The organism is Streptomyces sp. NPDC014006, assembly GCF_043088925.1.
Classification (GTDB): Bacteria; Actinomycetota; Actinomycetes; order Streptomycetales; family Streptomycetaceae; genus Streptomyces.
In genome coordinates, this window is record NZ_JBICAJ010000011.1 from 219,753 (window position 1) to 233,794 (window position 14,042).

The following is a 14,042-nucleotide window of genomic DNA, read 5'->3' on the forward strand; positions in this document are numbered from 1 at the left end:
TTACGAAGGCACCGCCCACTCGCACGGCCCCGCCCCGAGCCGTACCGGACCCCGGAGACCACGTGCCCAGCCCCTACCGCGCCTTGTTCGCCGCCCCCGGCTCCAAGGGTTTCTCCGCCGCGGGCTTCGTCGGCCGGATGCCGCTGTCGATGATGGGCATCGGCGTCGTCACGATGATCTCCCAGCTCACCGGCCGTTACGGCCTGGCGGGCGGGCTGTCGGCGACGATCGCGCTGTCCGCGGCGGCGCTGGGCCCGCAGATCTCCCGGCTGGTGGACCGGCACGGGCAACGCCGCGTGCTGCGCCCGGCGACCCTGGTCACGCTCGCGGGTGCCGGCGGACTGCTGCTCACGGCCCACTACCGGTGGCCGGACTGGCTCCTGTTCCTCTGCGCGGTCGGCATCGGCACCGTCCCGAGCCTCGGAGCGATGATCCGGGCCCGCTGGGCCGAGCTGTACCGGGGCACCGAGCAGCTGCACACCGCGTACTCCTTCGAGTCCGTGGTGGACGAGGTGTGCTTCATCTTCGGGCCGATCATCTCCATCGGCCTGTCCACGGCCTGGTTCCCTGAGGCGGGTCCGCTGCTCGCCGCGTGCTTCCTCGCCGTCGGCGTCTTCTGGCTGACCGCGCAGCGGGCGACCGAGCCCGCGCCGCACCCGCGCGAGCAGCACGGCGGCGGCTCGGCGCTGCGCGCGAAGGGGCTGCAGGTACTGGTGGCGACCTTCGTGGCCACCGGCACGATCTTCGGCTCGGTCGACGTCGTCACCGTGGCCTTCGCCGACGAGCAGGGCCACAAGAGCGCGGCGAGTGTCGTCCTGGCGCTGTACGCGGCCGGCTCGTGCCTCGCCGGGATCGTGTTCGGTCTGCTGCGTTTCACGGGGCCGCCCGCCCGTCGCTGGCTGCTGGGCGTGTGCGCCATGGGCGTGAGTATGATCCCCCTCCTACTGGTCGGGAACCTGCCGTTTCTGGCCGCGGCGCTCTTCCTTGCGGGTCTGTCCATCGCTCCCACGATGATCACGACGATGGCCCTCATCGAGGAGCACGTACCACGCGCGCACCTGACCGAGGGCATGACCTGGGTGAGCACCGGGCTCGCGGTCGGGGTCGCGCTCGGCTCCTCGGTGGCCGGCTGGGTGATCGACTCGGCCGGCGCGCGGGCCGGGTACGCGGTTCCGGCGGTGTCCGGAGCGGTCGCGGTGGCGGTCGGTTTCCTCGGGTACCGCCGGCTCAGTAGGCCGGTTCCGCGTCGGGGAGGCACCGTTGAGCAGCACAGCGAGCGGGAAGAACGGCACGTGGCGTAACTGGGGCGGCAACGTCTCGGCCCGCCCCGCGCGGGAGGTCACGCCCGCCTCCGTCGACGAGCTGGCCGCCGCGGTACGGCGGGCCGGCGAGGACGGTCTGACCGTGAAGGCCGTCGGTACGGGGCATTCCTTCACGTCGATCGCGGCGACCGACGGCGTCTTGATACGCCCTCAACTGTTGACCGGCATACGCAACATCGACCGTGAGGCGGGGACCGTCACGGTGGAGGCCGGCACCCCGCTCAAGAGACTCAACACGGCGCTGGCGCGCGAGGGACTGTCGCTCACCAACATGGGCGACATCATGGAACAGACCGTCTCCGGCGCCACCAGCACCGGCACGCACGGCACCGGTCGTGACTCCGCCTCGATCGCCGCACAGATCAAGGGCCTGGAGCTGGTGACGGCCGACGGCTCGGTGCTCACCTGCTCCGAGAAGGAGAACCCGGAGGTCTTCACGGCCGCCCGGATCGGCCTCGGCGCCCTGGGCATCGTCACCGCGATCACCTTCGCCGTAGAGCCGATCTTCCTGCTCACCGCGCGCGAGGAGCCCATGCCGCTGGAGCGGGTCCTCACCGACTTCGACGAACTGTGGGCCGAGAACGAGCACTTCGAGTTCTACTGGTTCCCGCACACCGGCAGCACCAACACCAAGCGCAACAACCGCAGCGCGGGCCCGGCCCGGCCGGTGAGCCCCGTCAAGGGCTGGATCGAGGACGAGTTCCTCTCCAACGGCGTGTTCCAGGTGGCCAACTGGGTCGGCCAGGCGGCGCCCGCCGCGATCCCGGCGATCGCGCGGATCTCCAGCAAGGCCCTGTCCGCGCGGACCTACACCGACATCCCCTTCAAGGTCTTCACCTCTCCGCGCCGGGTGCGGTTCGTGGAGATGGAGTACGCCGTTCCGCGCGCGGCCCTGACCGAGACGCTGCGCGAACTGAAGGCCATGCTGGACCGTTCGGGCCTGCGCGTCAGCTTCCCCGTCGAGGTGCGCACCGCCCCGGCCGACGACATCGCCCTCTCCACGGCCTCCGGGCGCGACAGCGCCTACATCGCCGTGCACATGTTCCGAGGCACTCCCTACCAGCGGTACTTCACGGAGGCCGAGCGGATCTTCACCGCACACGAGGGCCGGCCGCACTGGGGCAAGGTGCACACCCGGGACGCCGCGTACTTCTCCCGGGTGTACCCGCGCTTCGGCGAGTTCACGGCGCTGCGGGACCGGTTGGATCCGGAGCGGCGCTTCCAGAACGACTACCTGCGCCGGGTGCTGGGGGCGTAGCGGTCGCGGGCGCGCTCGGCGTGCCGGCGCCGCCCGTCGAGCCGTCCTCGGTGGCGTCGGCGCTGGGCGTCGGTGTCGGCGTGGCACTGGGAGTCGGGCCCGGCTTGGTGCCGGAACCGGAGGGCGACTCGCCCGGCGCGGTGCCGCCGTCCGCCGGCGGCTCCTTCGAGGGCGAGCCGGCGCCGTGGTCCCCCGGTTCGGAGGACGGGGACGGCGTGGCGGGCGACGAGGCGCTGCGGCCGGTGAACGCATGACTGACGGTCGTGCCCTTGCCGCCGCTGAAGCTGCTGCCGGAGACGAGTTCGAAGGCGGTGACACCGGCCATGGTCACGCCGAAGACCAGTGCCGCCGCGAGGAGCGGTCGCCGCCAGCTCTTGACCCGGGCCCGGTAGACGGTCCCTTCCGTGTACCCGCCCGGAGCGGGCGGCCCGGACCGCTCCCTTGAGCGGGGCACGGTGACTGTGCGCAACTGCTCGCCGGTGTGCTTGAAGAAGTGCTGGAACACCGTGCCGCCGCAGGTGGCGATGACACTGACCACCCCGGCGCCGAGGATCGTGCCGTAGACGCCGAAGGAGGAGGCGAGTTTGGCGGCCACCACCGCGGCCATGGCGCTGCCCGCCACCTGAGGGAGGTTCAGGTCGATGCGCTTCTTGTCCTGCCCCTGCGTCAACTGTCCGTTCCCTCTCATTCCCGTACGTGATCGACTTTTCCTACTTGATCAACCAACTGCACGAGAAAGGGACGTACGAACGAAACCAATAGTTCCGTTTCTGCTGATTGCGTGAAGTACGCCACGTTCAAGATCGCGAAAACCGGCCACGGGCGGCCAAGTACCACCTCTTGCCAGAAGTTGAGCGGCGCGCCGATCCACGCACGTGGCCCGAATGGAGTACTGTTGCGAGCCCTGGGCCCGGTCTCCCGCCAGGATGTCCGAGGCCTGGCTGGACCGCCAGGACGGGGGGTTTGTTGCACAGGGTGACGGTGTTGGTCACTTAGCGTGGCGAATAGGTAACCGTGCCATAACGGCGATCCAGGGCCCGTGCCCGACACGCCGGGCAACTCGGCAAGGTTGTGGCAGGCTGCACCCGGGCAGGCCACACTCGACTAGCGGAAGCAGCGACGCACGTGACGTCGGCAGGCACCACCCGGGAGGTCCCCATGCCCGAACTGCGTGTCGTGGCCGTCTCCAATGACGGCACACGGCTGGTGCTGAAGGCTGCGGACAGCACGGAGTACACGCTTCCGATCGACGAACGGCTCCGCGCCGCCGTGCGCGGCGACCGTCCCCGCCTCGGCCAGATCGAGATCGAGGTGGAGAGCCATCTCCGCCCCCGCGACATCCAGGCGCGTATACGCGCCGGCGCGACCGCGGAAGAGGTCGCGCAGATGGCCGGCATCCCCGTCGACCGCGTACGCCGGTTCGAGGGCCCCGTCCTCGCCGAGCGTGCCTTCATGGCCGAGCGGGCACGCAAGACACCCGTCCGCCGCCCCGGTGAGAACGCCGCGGGGCCGCTGCTCGGCGAGGCCGTGCAGGAGCGGCTGCTGCTGCGCGGCGCCGAGAAGGACACCGTGCAGTGGGACTCCTGGCGCCGCGACGACGGCACGTGGGAGGTGCTGCTGGTCTACCTGGTGGCCGGCGAACCGCACTCGGCGAGCTGGACGTACGACCCGCCGCGGCGGCTCGTCCAGGCCGTCGACGACGAGGCGCGCTCGCTCATCGGCGAGTCCGACGACCTCGCGCCGCCGGAGCCCAGCTTCCCCTTCGTGCCCCGCATCGCCCGTCTGCCGCGCGACCGTCCGCTGGACCGCCCGCTCGACCGGGAGCGGCCGAGCCTGCCCGCGCAGGCGTCGGAGCCGGTGGAGGAGAACACCGGCGAGCGCGACTCGCTCACCAGCCTGCTGGAGGCGGTCCCGAGCTTCCGGGGCGATCTGGTGGTGCCGGAGCGAGCGGCGTCCTCGGAACCGGACGGCGACGAACCGGACGCGGAGCCCGCGGCGGAGGAACCGCCGGCGCCCGCCGCCTCCGCCGGTTCCGCCTACGCCGACGTGCTCATGCCGCGGTCGGTCGGCAGCCACCGGGACCGCCTGATCGGCGCTACCGACCGGCAGGCCGAGGCCGACGGCGTCCGCCCCGGCCGCCGCGCGGCGGTACCGAGCTGGGACGAGATCGTCTTCGGCACGCGACGCAAGAAGCAGGAGTAGCGCGCGGGAGCGGGGTTCAGGCCCCGTGGGTGAGGTTCCCCCTCGCCGGGCCTAACGGCGCCCGGCGAGGCGGTACGACGACGGTCGCGCGGGCACCTCGGGCGGTACGGCCCGGAGCCGGAAGGCTGGACGCGCTCGCCCCGGCATCCGCGTGCAGCCTCTCGGGGCGCCTCCATGACGCCATGGCGCGCGCGTAGACGCTTCCGGCACACGCGCGCGTAGGCGCTCTCGGGAGGGCACAACGCTCACGCGGTCGAAGTCACCGCTCCACGCGCGCGTGCTCGTCGTGTCGCGCGAACCGGGGCGGAGAACCCGCCCCGACGCCACCTGATCACTGCGGGTCCGGTCCCACCGCCACCGGCCGGTCGGGATCCGACGACCACTCCGACCACGAACCGACGTACAGGGCCGCCGGGATGCCCGCCACGGCCAGCGCCAGCACCTCGTGCGCCGCGGAGACGCCCGAGCCGCAGTAGACCCCGACCTCGGTGTCGTCGGCGGCTCCGAGGGCCTTGAAGCGGGCGCTCAGCTCCTCCGCGGGCAGGAAACGGCCGTCGGGGCCGACGTTGTCCGTGGTCGGCGCCGACACCGCGCCGGGGATGTGACCGCCGATCCGGTCGATCGGCTCCACCTCGCCCCGGTACCGCTCCCCCGCCCGGGCGTCGAACAGCAGGCCGGAGCGGGCGAGCGCGGCCGCCTCGTCCGCGTCCAGCCGCCGTACGGCTCCGGGAACCGGTTCGAAGTCGCCCTCCGGCGGCTGCGGCACCGCCGTCTCCAGCCGGCCCTTCCATGCCGTCAACCCGCCGTCGAGGACCCTCACATCCGGGTGACCCGTGTAGCGCAGCAGCCACCATGCGCGTGCCGCCGCCCAGCCCTGCCCGCCGTCGTACACGACCACGGGCCGCTGTGCGGACACGCCGGCCCGGCGCATCGCCGTACCGAAGAGGTCGAGGCCGGGCAGCGGGTGGCGGCCGGCCGTGCCGGGAGCGGCGGCCAACTCGCGGTCCAGGTCGACGAAGACGGCGCCGGGGATGTGCCCTTTCTCGTACTCGGCGCGGCCGTCGAAGGGCGGTTCGCCGGCCGCCTTGGCCACGCTCAGCTGCCAGCGGACGTCCAGCAGGACCGGCGGGTTCTCGCCGGTCAGCTCACCGGCGAGTTCGGATGCGGAGATGATGGCGTTCATGACCCCATCCTTGCGCACGGAGTGGCCGCGGCACCCATGTCCGGCTACTCTGCTCGGCCGGACAGGCTCGGTCACGATGCGTACGTGATCGAGCACATGCCGTACCATCCATCGACACCCGCCGCCGGTACACCGCGACGCGCGGGAGACCGCGCTCCGGACACAGCCCGACGTCCCGACCGCCCCGTACCGCGCGTGGCGGGCCCGGCCGCGGCTGGTGTGCGTATCCCGCACGCGTCCGGTGAGCGGATTGGACACGGCCGCCGCGAGGGGCCGAGAAGAGAGTGACGATGACCGAGGCAGGCGGGTCGACCGACCGGAACGGTGCAGCGCACGCTCGGTACGCACCGGGAACACCCTGCTGGGTGAGTCTGATGGTGCACGGGGTGGCCGCGACCCAGGAGTTCTACTCGGAGCTCTTCGGCTGGGAGTTCCAGCCGGGCCCACAGCAACTCGGCCCGTACGTGCGGGCCCTCCTCGACGGCCGTGAGGTGGCCGGCATCGGACAGCTGCCGCCCGACCGTCATCTGCCCATCGCCTGGACGCCCTACCTGGCCTCCGACGACGTGGACCTCACCGCCGAGACGGCCCGGATGTGCGGCGGCACCATCGGCGTCGGGCCGCTGGACGCCGCCGAGGCGGGGCGGATGGCGATCGGCTCCGACCCGTCCGGCGCTGTGTTCGGCATCTGGCAGGCCTCGGCGCATCTCGGCACCGGCCTCACCGGCGTACCCGGCACGCCCGTCTGGAACGAGCTGGTGACGTTCGAGACGGAGAACATCGCCAAGTTCTACGAGACGGTGTTCGGCTACGAGGAGGAGCCGCGGGCCTCCGCCGACGAGGACCGCGTGGTCCTGCGCGTCGGCGGCCGGCCGGTCGCAGGTGTCCGCGGGGTGGGCCACGCGCTGCCGCGCGACCGGGGTCCGCACTGGATGACGTACTTCCAGGTGGCCGACGTGGACGCGGCTCTGACCCGGGTCGCCGAACTCGGCGGCCGTGTCCTCGGCCCGGTGCGCGACAGCGCGTTCGGGCGCATGGCAGCGGTGTGCGACCCGGAGGGGGCGCGCTTCTCGCTGCTCCAGCCGCCGGACGGTGCGCCCGCGTAGGTCGGGCAGACCGCGTGGTTCAGGCAGACCGCGCAGCCCGGGCACGAGAAAGCCGCGGCTCGGGCAGGAGAGAGCCGCGGGCTCAGGCCGGTGAGACCGGCAGGACGTCCGGCGACAGGGCCGCCGCGTGGGCCGTCGCGGCCGTCATTCGGCGGCGGTGGTGGCGGCGGCACAGCACCTCGTAGCCGATCTCGTCGGCCGAGCGGTTGACGTCGCCGACGACGACCTGGGCGCCCTCGACGACCATCACACCGCCCACGGTGCGCGCGTTGTGCGTGGCGCGGGCGCCGCACCAGCACAGGGCCTCCACCTGGAGCACCTCCACCCGGTCGGCCAGCTCCACCAGCCGCTGCGAGCCGGGGAAGAGCTTGGAGCGGAAGTCCGTGGTGATGCCGAAGGCGTAGACGTCGAGCTCGAGGTCGTCGACGACGCGCGCGAGCTGGTCGATCTGCTCGGGCACCAGGAACTGAGCCTCGTCCGCGATCACGTAGTCCACGCGCCCGCCGTGCGAGAGGTGGTCGACGACATAGGCGTACAGGTCCATGCCGTCCACGACCTCCACCGCGTCCGTGACCAGGCCGAGGCGGGAGGACAGCTTGCCCTCGCCGGCGCGGTCGTCACGGGTGAAGATCATGCCCACCAGGCCGCGGGCGGAACGGTTGTGCTCGATCTGGAGAGCCAGCGTCGACTTCCCGCAGTCCATCGTTCCGGAGAAGAAGACCAGCTCGGGCATGGGGGGATGAGCACCTTTCGGCAGGAGGGGGACGAGTGGGCCTTCAGGAGCGTACTTCGAGCAACGGCACCAGCTGCTCGGCAGGGGTCATCGAGCCGTGGTTGCCGACCATCGCCGACTCGTTGGGCTCCCGCTCGGAGGCGATGAGGAGCACGTCGTCGTGCGCGGCCGCGACGACGTCGCCGAGGCGTGCGTACACCCGGTCGTCGATGTGCGGGCCGAACCAGCCGGCCGCGATCGCCTCGTCCCGGGACGCCACCCAGAACCGGTCGCCGAGCACCTCGCGCCAGCAGGTGAGCACGTCGTTCTCGGCCCCGGAAACGGCGTAGACGTGCCGGGCGCGGCCCTCGCCGCCGAGCAGGGCGACGCCGGCGCGCAGCTCCCAGTCCTCGTCGAAGTCGATGCGGTGGTCCTCGTCGAACGGGATGTCGACCATGCCGTGGTCGGCCGTGATGTACAGCGCGCTGCGCGGTGGGAGCTGCTCGGCCAGCCGCTGGGCGAGCCGGTCGACGTACATGAGCTGGCCGCGCCAGGTGTCGGAGGCGACGCCGTAGCGGTGGCCGGAGCCGTCGAGTTCGGCGTAGTACGTGTAGACCAGGGAGCGGTCGGCGGCGGCCAGTTGTTCGGCCGCGAGATCCATGCGCTCCTCGCCGGTGAGCCGCCCGAGGAACGTCCCGCCGCTGAGGGCGACCTTGGTCAGCGGGGTGTTCTGGAAGGTGGGCGACGACACCTGGGCGGCATGCACACCGGCCTCGTGGGCCTGCTGGAAGACCGTCGGATACGGCTGCCAGGGGCGCGGCGGGGTCCAGGGCTGCCAGCGCAGCTGGTTCATCAGCTCGCCGGTGGCCGGGTTGCGGGCGGTGTAGCCGGGCAGGCCGTGCCGTCCCGGGGGCAGGCCGGTGCCGACGGAGGCGAGGGAGACGGCGGTGGTGGCCGGGTAGCCCGCGGTGACGGGGCGGCCGGTGCCGCCGCGCGAGGCGGCCATCAGGGAGGTGAGGAACGGCGCCTCGTCCGGGTGGGCTCGCAGCTGCTCCCAGCCGAGGCCGTCGATGAGGAAGACGCAGTTCCGGTCGGCCGGGGTCAGCTCCGGGATGGCCGCGGTCATGCCGGGTACGCCCATGCCGGCGGCGAGGGTGGGGAGTACGTCGGCCAGGGAACCGCTGCCGTACTCGGGGACGGGAGCGGAGGCCAGGGCGAGTGGTTCGGGGTGCGGTTCCCAGGCGGTGTGGACCATCAGCGGGTGATGTCCGCCGTGGCCTCGGAGATCGCCTGGGCGAAGGCGAGCGCCTGGCGGACGGTCTCCGGGCCGTCCCCCGCCTCGCTGACACGCAGGCTCAGGTCGTCCGCGGTGGAGTTGCCGGTGTAGCCGTGGTCGGCGTCGCAGTTGGGGTCGCCGCAGGCGGCGGGCTCCAGGTCGATGCGGGAGACGGCTCCCCAGCCGATGGTCAGCACGACCTCGCGGGGCAGCGTGCCCGGGGTGTACGACTCGGGGTTGGCGACGACGCGGCTGACCACGACCGACGAGATCCGGTCGATCTTGACGGACTCGGTGGACGTCGTGGCGTACGGCGTCGGGGACGTGCTGTCGGCGCTCTGCTCGTCGGTGTGGCTGACGAGGAAGCGCGTGTCGGTGAGGACGAGCACGGTCACGTGCCGCCGCACCTCGTTCTGGTCGAAGGTGGTCTCCTGGTGGACCAGGTACGACCGGATGGGCTCGCCGCCCATGGCGGCCTCCACCGCCTCGGCCACGAGGGCCGGGTAGTAGCCGCTGCGCTCGATCGCCGCACGCAGCCCCTGGGTCGTCGTACTGGTCTTGGCCATGCGCCCCATCCTACGGGGGACCACTGACTGCGAGGGAACCGTCACGGGCTCCCGGCGGCCCCGGCAGGGACCCGCGGGGGCTGTGATGCGCCTGGGCGGGTGCGGCGGGCAGGGCCGGGGCCCGGGTCGTCAGTACGCCGGGAGCGTGCGGGGGCCGAGGTCGTCGCGGGCGGGGGGCGGTGCCAGCCGTACCGAGGCGCCGAGCACGCTCAGGCCGTGCGGGGCGACGACGACGGGTTCGAGGGTGACCGCGACGACCTCGGGGTGATCGTCGACCAGCCGGGAGACCCGCAGCAGCAGTTCCTCCAGGGCGGGCGTGTCCACCGGTGTCGAGCCGCGCCAGCCGAACAGCAGCGGGGCGGTGCGGATCGAGCGGACCAGCGAGGTCGCATCCCGGTCGGTGACCGGTATGAGCCGGTGCGCCATGTCGCCGAGCAGCTGGGAGGCCGCTCCGGCGAGGCCGAAGGAGAGCACGGCTCCGGCGGCCGGGTCGATGACCGCCCGTACGACGGTGTCGACACCGCGCGGCGCCATGCCCTGCACGACCGGGCGCAGCTCCTCCGGCTTGCCGAACAGGTCGGTCAACTCCCGGTAGGCGCGCCGCAGTTGCTCCTCGTCGGCCAGGTCGAGGCGTACGCCGCCGAGGTCGGCGCGGTGCCTGAGGTGCGGGGCGGTGGCCTTGAGGGCGACCGGGTAGCCGAGGGCGCGGGCGGCCTCGGCGGCGTCGTCCGGGGTGGGCGCGGGCAGGGCGCGGCGGACGTGGACGCCGTACCGGCCGAGCAGTTCGCAGGTGTCCTCGGTGGAGAGGGTGAGGCCCTGTCCGCGGGCGAGCAGGGCGTCGATCCGGCGGGCGGCGCCCTTGACGTCGATGTCGTCGTACTCGGGGACCTTGCCGGGGTCGGTGGCCTCGCGCCGCCACTGCGCGTACCGGACGGCCTCGGAGAGAGCCCGGACGGCCCGCTCGGCGGCGGGGTAGGCGGGGATGAGGTGGGTGTCTTCGGGGGTGCCGACGGGAGCTGGGAGTTCGGCAGGGGAAGCGTCCCGGGCGGGCGCGGCCGGCGTGGCGGGCGCGGTGGGCACGCGCGTCGCGCCGGGGCCGGTCGGGGTCTGCGGGTCTTCTGGTCCCGGCGCGCCCGGTGTGCCGCTCCGACTGGGAGCGCCGTTCCGGCCCGGCGTGGGCGGCACGCGGGTGTCCGTCTGCGGTGCCGTGCTCGCCGCGGCGGAGAGCGCCTCAGCGAGGCCGCCCAGCTCGACGTGCACCACCAGCACCGGCTTGCCCGGCACGGCCGCCGCGGCGGAGCGCAGTGCCTGCGCCAGCTCGGCGTCTCCCGGTGAGCCTTCGCCGATCGCCGGGATGGCGGTCACGACGACCGCGTCGCACGTGTCGTCGGCGAGAGTCCGCGCCAGTGCCGCGCGGAAGTCCTCCGCGGAGGCGGCGGTGGTGAGGTCCAGCGGGCGGTGCGGGCGCAGTCCGGCGGCCAGGCACTGGTCGTACGTCAGCACGCCGAGGGACTCGGAGTTGCCGAGGATCGCCACGCGCGGACCGGCGGGCAGCGGCTGGCGGGCGAGCAGCAGTCCGGCGTCGACCAGCTCGGTGATCGTGTCGACGCGGATCACGCCGGCCTGGCGCAGCAGCGCGGACACCGTGGCGGGCGGCAGGCGCGTCGCCCGTACGGCGTGTCCCTGGGGCGCGGATCCGGAGCCCTGGACGACGACCAGCGGCTTGGCGGCCGCGGTGCGCCGGGCGAGGCGGGTGAACTTGCGCGGGTTGCCGATGGACTCCAGGTACATCAGGACGACGTCGGTGTCCGGGTCGTCGTACCAGTACTGCAGGACGTCGTTGCCGGAGACGTCCGCGCGGTTGCCGGAGGAGACGAACGTCGACACGCCCGTGACGCCCGTGACGCCGCCGCCGCGCCGGTGCAGCCGGGACAGCAGGGCGATGCCGATGGCCCCGGACTGGGCGAACAGGCCGATGCGGCCGGGGCGCGGCATCTCGGGCGCCAGGGAGGCGTTCAGCCGGACGGCCGCCGAGGTGTTGATCACGCCGAAGGCGTTCGGGCCGATGATCCGCATGCCGTACGTGCGCGCCTGCCGGACGAGTTCGCGCTGGCGCTCGCGTCCCTCGGGGCCGCTCTCGGCGTATCCGGCGGAGATCACCACGAGTCCCTGCACGCCGTGCTCGCCGCACTCGGTGACGACCTGCGGCACATGGTCGGCGGGTACGGCGACGACGGCGAGGTCGACCGGACCCTCGATCTCCCGCACGGAGCGGTGGACGGGGACGCCGTCGAGTTCGGTGACGTCGGGCCCGAAGGCGCGGTTCACGGCGTGCAGACGGCCGGTGTAGCCGGCCTCGCGGAGGTTGGCGAGGATGCTGCGGCCGACGCCGCCGGGGGTACGACCGGCCCCGACCACGGCGACCGAGCCGGGCATCAGCAGCCGCTGCACGGAGCGGCCCTCGGCGCGCTGTTCGCGCGCGTACTGCACGGCGAGGGAGCGCTCGGTGGGCTCGAGATCGAACTCCAGGCGCACGACGCCGTCCTCGAAGCTGCGCTTCTGGGTGTACCCGGCGTCCGTGAACACCTTGATCATCTTGTTGTTGGCAGGCAACACCTCGGCCGCGAAGCGGCGGATGCCGCGCTCGCGGGCGACGGCGGCGATGTGTTCGAGCAGGGCGGAGGCGACGCCTCGGCCCTGATGGGCGTCCTGGACGAGGAAGGCGACCTCCGCCTCGTCGGCCGGTGCGGACGCGGGCATTCCGTTCACGCCGATCCGGTCGTAGCGTACGGTTGCGATGAACTCGCCGCCGATCGTGGCCGCGAGTCCCACCCTGTCCACAAAGTCGTGGTGTGTGAAGCGGTGGACGTCCTTCGCGGACAGACGCGGGTAGGGCGCGAAGAAGCGGTAGTACTTCGACTCGTCCGACACCTGCTCGTAGAAGCTGACCAAGCGGTCCGCGTCATCGACGGTGATGGGACGGATCCGCGCGGTGCCGCCGTCGCGCAGCACCACGTCGGCCTCCCAGTGGGCGGGGTACTCCTGCCTGTCCGACGCGCTCTGCATGGGGCCCAGAGTACGGCTCGCGTACGACAACGGCGCGGGGCACTCTGTGGAGGACGGATGCCGGGTCGAGGCCGCGGCCCGGTGATCGCGTCCGGAGGGGGTCGCAGACCTCTCCGGGCATGCTTCACCATATGGGAAACTGGTCTAGACAACCCTGAGAAACTGAAGGGCAGCAACACATGGCTGAGCGCCGCGTCAACGTCGGCTGGGCCGAGGGCCTCCATGCCCGCCCCGCCTCCATCTTCGTCCGAGCCGCCACGGCCGCAGGCGTCCCGGTGACGATCGCCAAGGCCGGCGGCACCCCGGTCAACGCGGCCTCCATGCTGGCCGTCCTCGGCCTGGGCGCCCAGGGCGGCGAGGAGATCGTCCTCGCCTCCGACGCCGAGGGCGCGGACGCCGCCCTGGACCGTCTGGCGAAGCTGGTCTCCGAGGGTCTCGAGGAGCTCCCCGAGACCGTCTGAGTCACGCCTGACCGTCCGAGTCACGCATAAAGAAGCCGCGTCGGCCTTTCAGGGCCGGCGCGGCTTCGCTTTTCCCGTCCACCATGAGGCGACGCGGACGGAAATTGACGGCACGAGGTAAAAGGCCAGCCCATGAAAAGGGCATCCCTTTCAGTGGGCGCGCATATCCCTCTCTTTGTATACGGCGCTCGTGTTAATGCCGTAGGCCCGACGTGTTTACGGGGTGTTGCGAACTTCTCACACGCTCGGGTCGGTCGCCGCCGAAGAAGCGCAGCCGATACGCGGCGGTGGAACGCTCGGTGTGCAGGGCGGCGACCGCACGCGCGCGTTCCCCGTCGCCACGCGCCACCGCGTCCGCGATCGCACCGTGCTCGGCCCAGGACCTGACGGGGTCGGCCGACGGCTCCACGGCGTACATCCAGGCGATCTTGTGGCGCAGCTGAGTGAGTGTGGCGGTCAGCGCCTGGCTGCCGCACGCCTGGACGAGCGTCTCGTGGAACCAGCCGCCCAGGGAGCGCAAGTCGTCGCCGGTGCCGTGCCTGGCCCGGTCCTGACCGAGCCGCACCAGGCCGCGCAGCACCTTCAGATGCGCCTCGGTGCGCCGCTGGGCGGCCCGCGCCACACCGAGCGGCTCCAGCAGCATCCGCATCTCCAGCAGGTCGGCCGCTTCCTGCTCGGTGGGCTCGGCCACGCACGCGCCCGCGTGCCGTCGCGTCACGACGAAGCCCTCGGCCTCCAGGGTGCGCAACGCCTCCCGCACGGGCACCCGGGAGACGCCGTACCGGCGCGCGAGGAGTTCCTCGGTGAGCCGGCTGCCGCGCTCATGGACACCGGCGACGATGTCGTCCCGGATCGCCGTGCACACCGAGTGCGCCGGAATACGCATGTCC

12 protein-coding genes are annotated in these 14,042 nt (G+C 72.6%); 5 read left to right on the forward strand and 7 right to left on the reverse strand.

Going from position 1 to position 14,042, the window contains the following annotated elements:
- The first annotated feature begins 62 nt into the window (after positions 1 to 62).
- Complete coding sequence (locus tag ACF1GV_RS32255; RefSeq protein WP_391687802.1) at positions 63 to 1,301, forward strand: MFS transporter; 1,239 nt, start codon at positions 63 to 65, stop codon at positions 1,299 to 1,301.
- Positions 1,261 to 2,580, forward strand: coding sequence for a D-arabinono-1,4-lactone oxidase (locus tag ACF1GV_RS32260; protein ID WP_391687805.1), 1,320 nt, complete (start codon positions 1,261 to 1,263; stop codon positions 2,578 to 2,580). The genes ACF1GV_RS32255 and ACF1GV_RS32260 overlap by 41 nt, the downstream gene beginning before the upstream one ends.
- Here the strand turns inward: ACF1GV_RS32260 and ACF1GV_RS32265 are convergent.
- Complete coding sequence (locus ACF1GV_RS32265) at positions 2,504 to 3,268, reverse strand: hypothetical protein (RefSeq protein WP_391687808.1); 765 nt, start codon at positions 3,266 to 3,268, stop codon at positions 2,504 to 2,506. The two genes, ACF1GV_RS32260 and ACF1GV_RS32265, sit on opposite strands and share 77 nt — an antisense overlap.
- A 470-nt stretch (positions 3,269 to 3,738) precedes the next feature.
- Here ACF1GV_RS32265 and sepH point away from each other — a divergent pair, with 470 nt between their 5' ends.
- Positions 3,739 to 4,782 (forward strand): septation protein SepH, encoded by a 1,044-nt coding sequence (gene sepH, locus ACF1GV_RS32270; RefSeq protein WP_391687811.1) that lies wholly within the window; start codon positions 3,739 to 3,741, stop codon positions 4,780 to 4,782.
- 331 nt (positions 4,783 to 5,113) lie between these two features.
- Here the strand turns inward: sepH and ACF1GV_RS32275 are convergent, their stop codons facing one another.
- Positions 5,114 to 5,965 carry a sulfurtransferase gene (locus ACF1GV_RS32275; RefSeq protein ID WP_391687814.1) on the reverse strand — a complete coding sequence of 284 codons (852 nt, stop codon included), beginning with the start codon at positions 5,963 to 5,965 and terminating at the stop codon, positions 5,114 to 5,116.
- Positions 5,966 to 6,255: 290 nt separating this feature from the next.
- Here ACF1GV_RS32275 and ACF1GV_RS32280 point away from each other — a divergent pair, with 290 nt between their 5' ends.
- Positions 6,256 to 7,071, forward strand: coding sequence for a VOC family protein (locus ACF1GV_RS32280; protein WP_391687816.1), 816 nt, complete (start codon positions 6,256 to 6,258; stop codon positions 7,069 to 7,071).
- An 82-nt stretch (positions 7,072 to 7,153) separates the two neighbouring features.
- Here ACF1GV_RS32280 and ACF1GV_RS32285 read toward each other — a convergent pair whose 3' ends face one another.
- The 4 genes from ACF1GV_RS32285 to ACF1GV_RS32300 form a co-directional block, all read right to left on the reverse strand.
- Positions 7,154 to 7,804 (reverse strand): thymidine kinase, encoded by a 651-nt coding sequence (locus tag ACF1GV_RS32285; protein ID WP_391687819.1) that lies wholly within the window; start codon positions 7,802 to 7,804, stop codon positions 7,154 to 7,156.
- Between the two features lie 43 nt (positions 7,805 to 7,847).
- The gene (locus tag ACF1GV_RS32290) at positions 7,848 to 9,038 is read right to left on the reverse strand and encodes an alkaline phosphatase family protein (RefSeq protein WP_391687822.1); all 1,191 of its coding nucleotides are present in this window, start codon (positions 9,036 to 9,038) and stop codon (positions 7,848 to 7,850) included.
- Positions 9,038 to 9,634 (reverse strand): DUF5998 family protein, encoded by a 597-nt coding sequence (locus ACF1GV_RS32295; protein WP_391688030.1) that lies wholly within the window; start codon positions 9,632 to 9,634, stop codon positions 9,038 to 9,040. Before ACF1GV_RS32295 ends, ACF1GV_RS32290 begins: the two co-directional genes overlap by 1 nt.
- 120 nt (positions 9,635 to 9,754) lie before the next feature.
- Entirely contained in the window at positions 9,755 to 12,691 is a 2,937-nt protein-coding gene (locus ACF1GV_RS32300; RefSeq protein WP_391687825.1) for a GNAT family N-acetyltransferase, read from the reverse strand.
- A gap of 179 nt (positions 12,692 to 12,870) precedes the next feature.
- On the opposite strand from ACF1GV_RS32300, the gene ACF1GV_RS32305 reads away from it, so the two are divergent.
- Positions 12,871 to 13,152 carry an HPr family phosphocarrier protein gene (locus ACF1GV_RS32305; RefSeq protein WP_030235221.1) on the forward strand — a complete coding sequence of 94 codons (282 nt, stop codon included), beginning with the start codon at positions 12,871 to 12,873 and terminating at the stop codon, positions 13,150 to 13,152.
- A gap of 193 nt (positions 13,153 to 13,345) precedes the next feature.
- Here the strand turns inward: ACF1GV_RS32305 and ACF1GV_RS32310 are convergent, their stop codons facing one another.
- The gene (locus tag ACF1GV_RS32310) at positions 13,346 to 14,038 is read right to left on the reverse strand and encodes a GntR family transcriptional regulator (RefSeq protein WP_363266214.1); all 693 of its coding nucleotides are present in this window, start codon (positions 14,036 to 14,038) and stop codon (positions 13,346 to 13,348) included.
- Between the last annotated feature and the right edge of the window lie 4 nt (positions 14,039 to 14,042).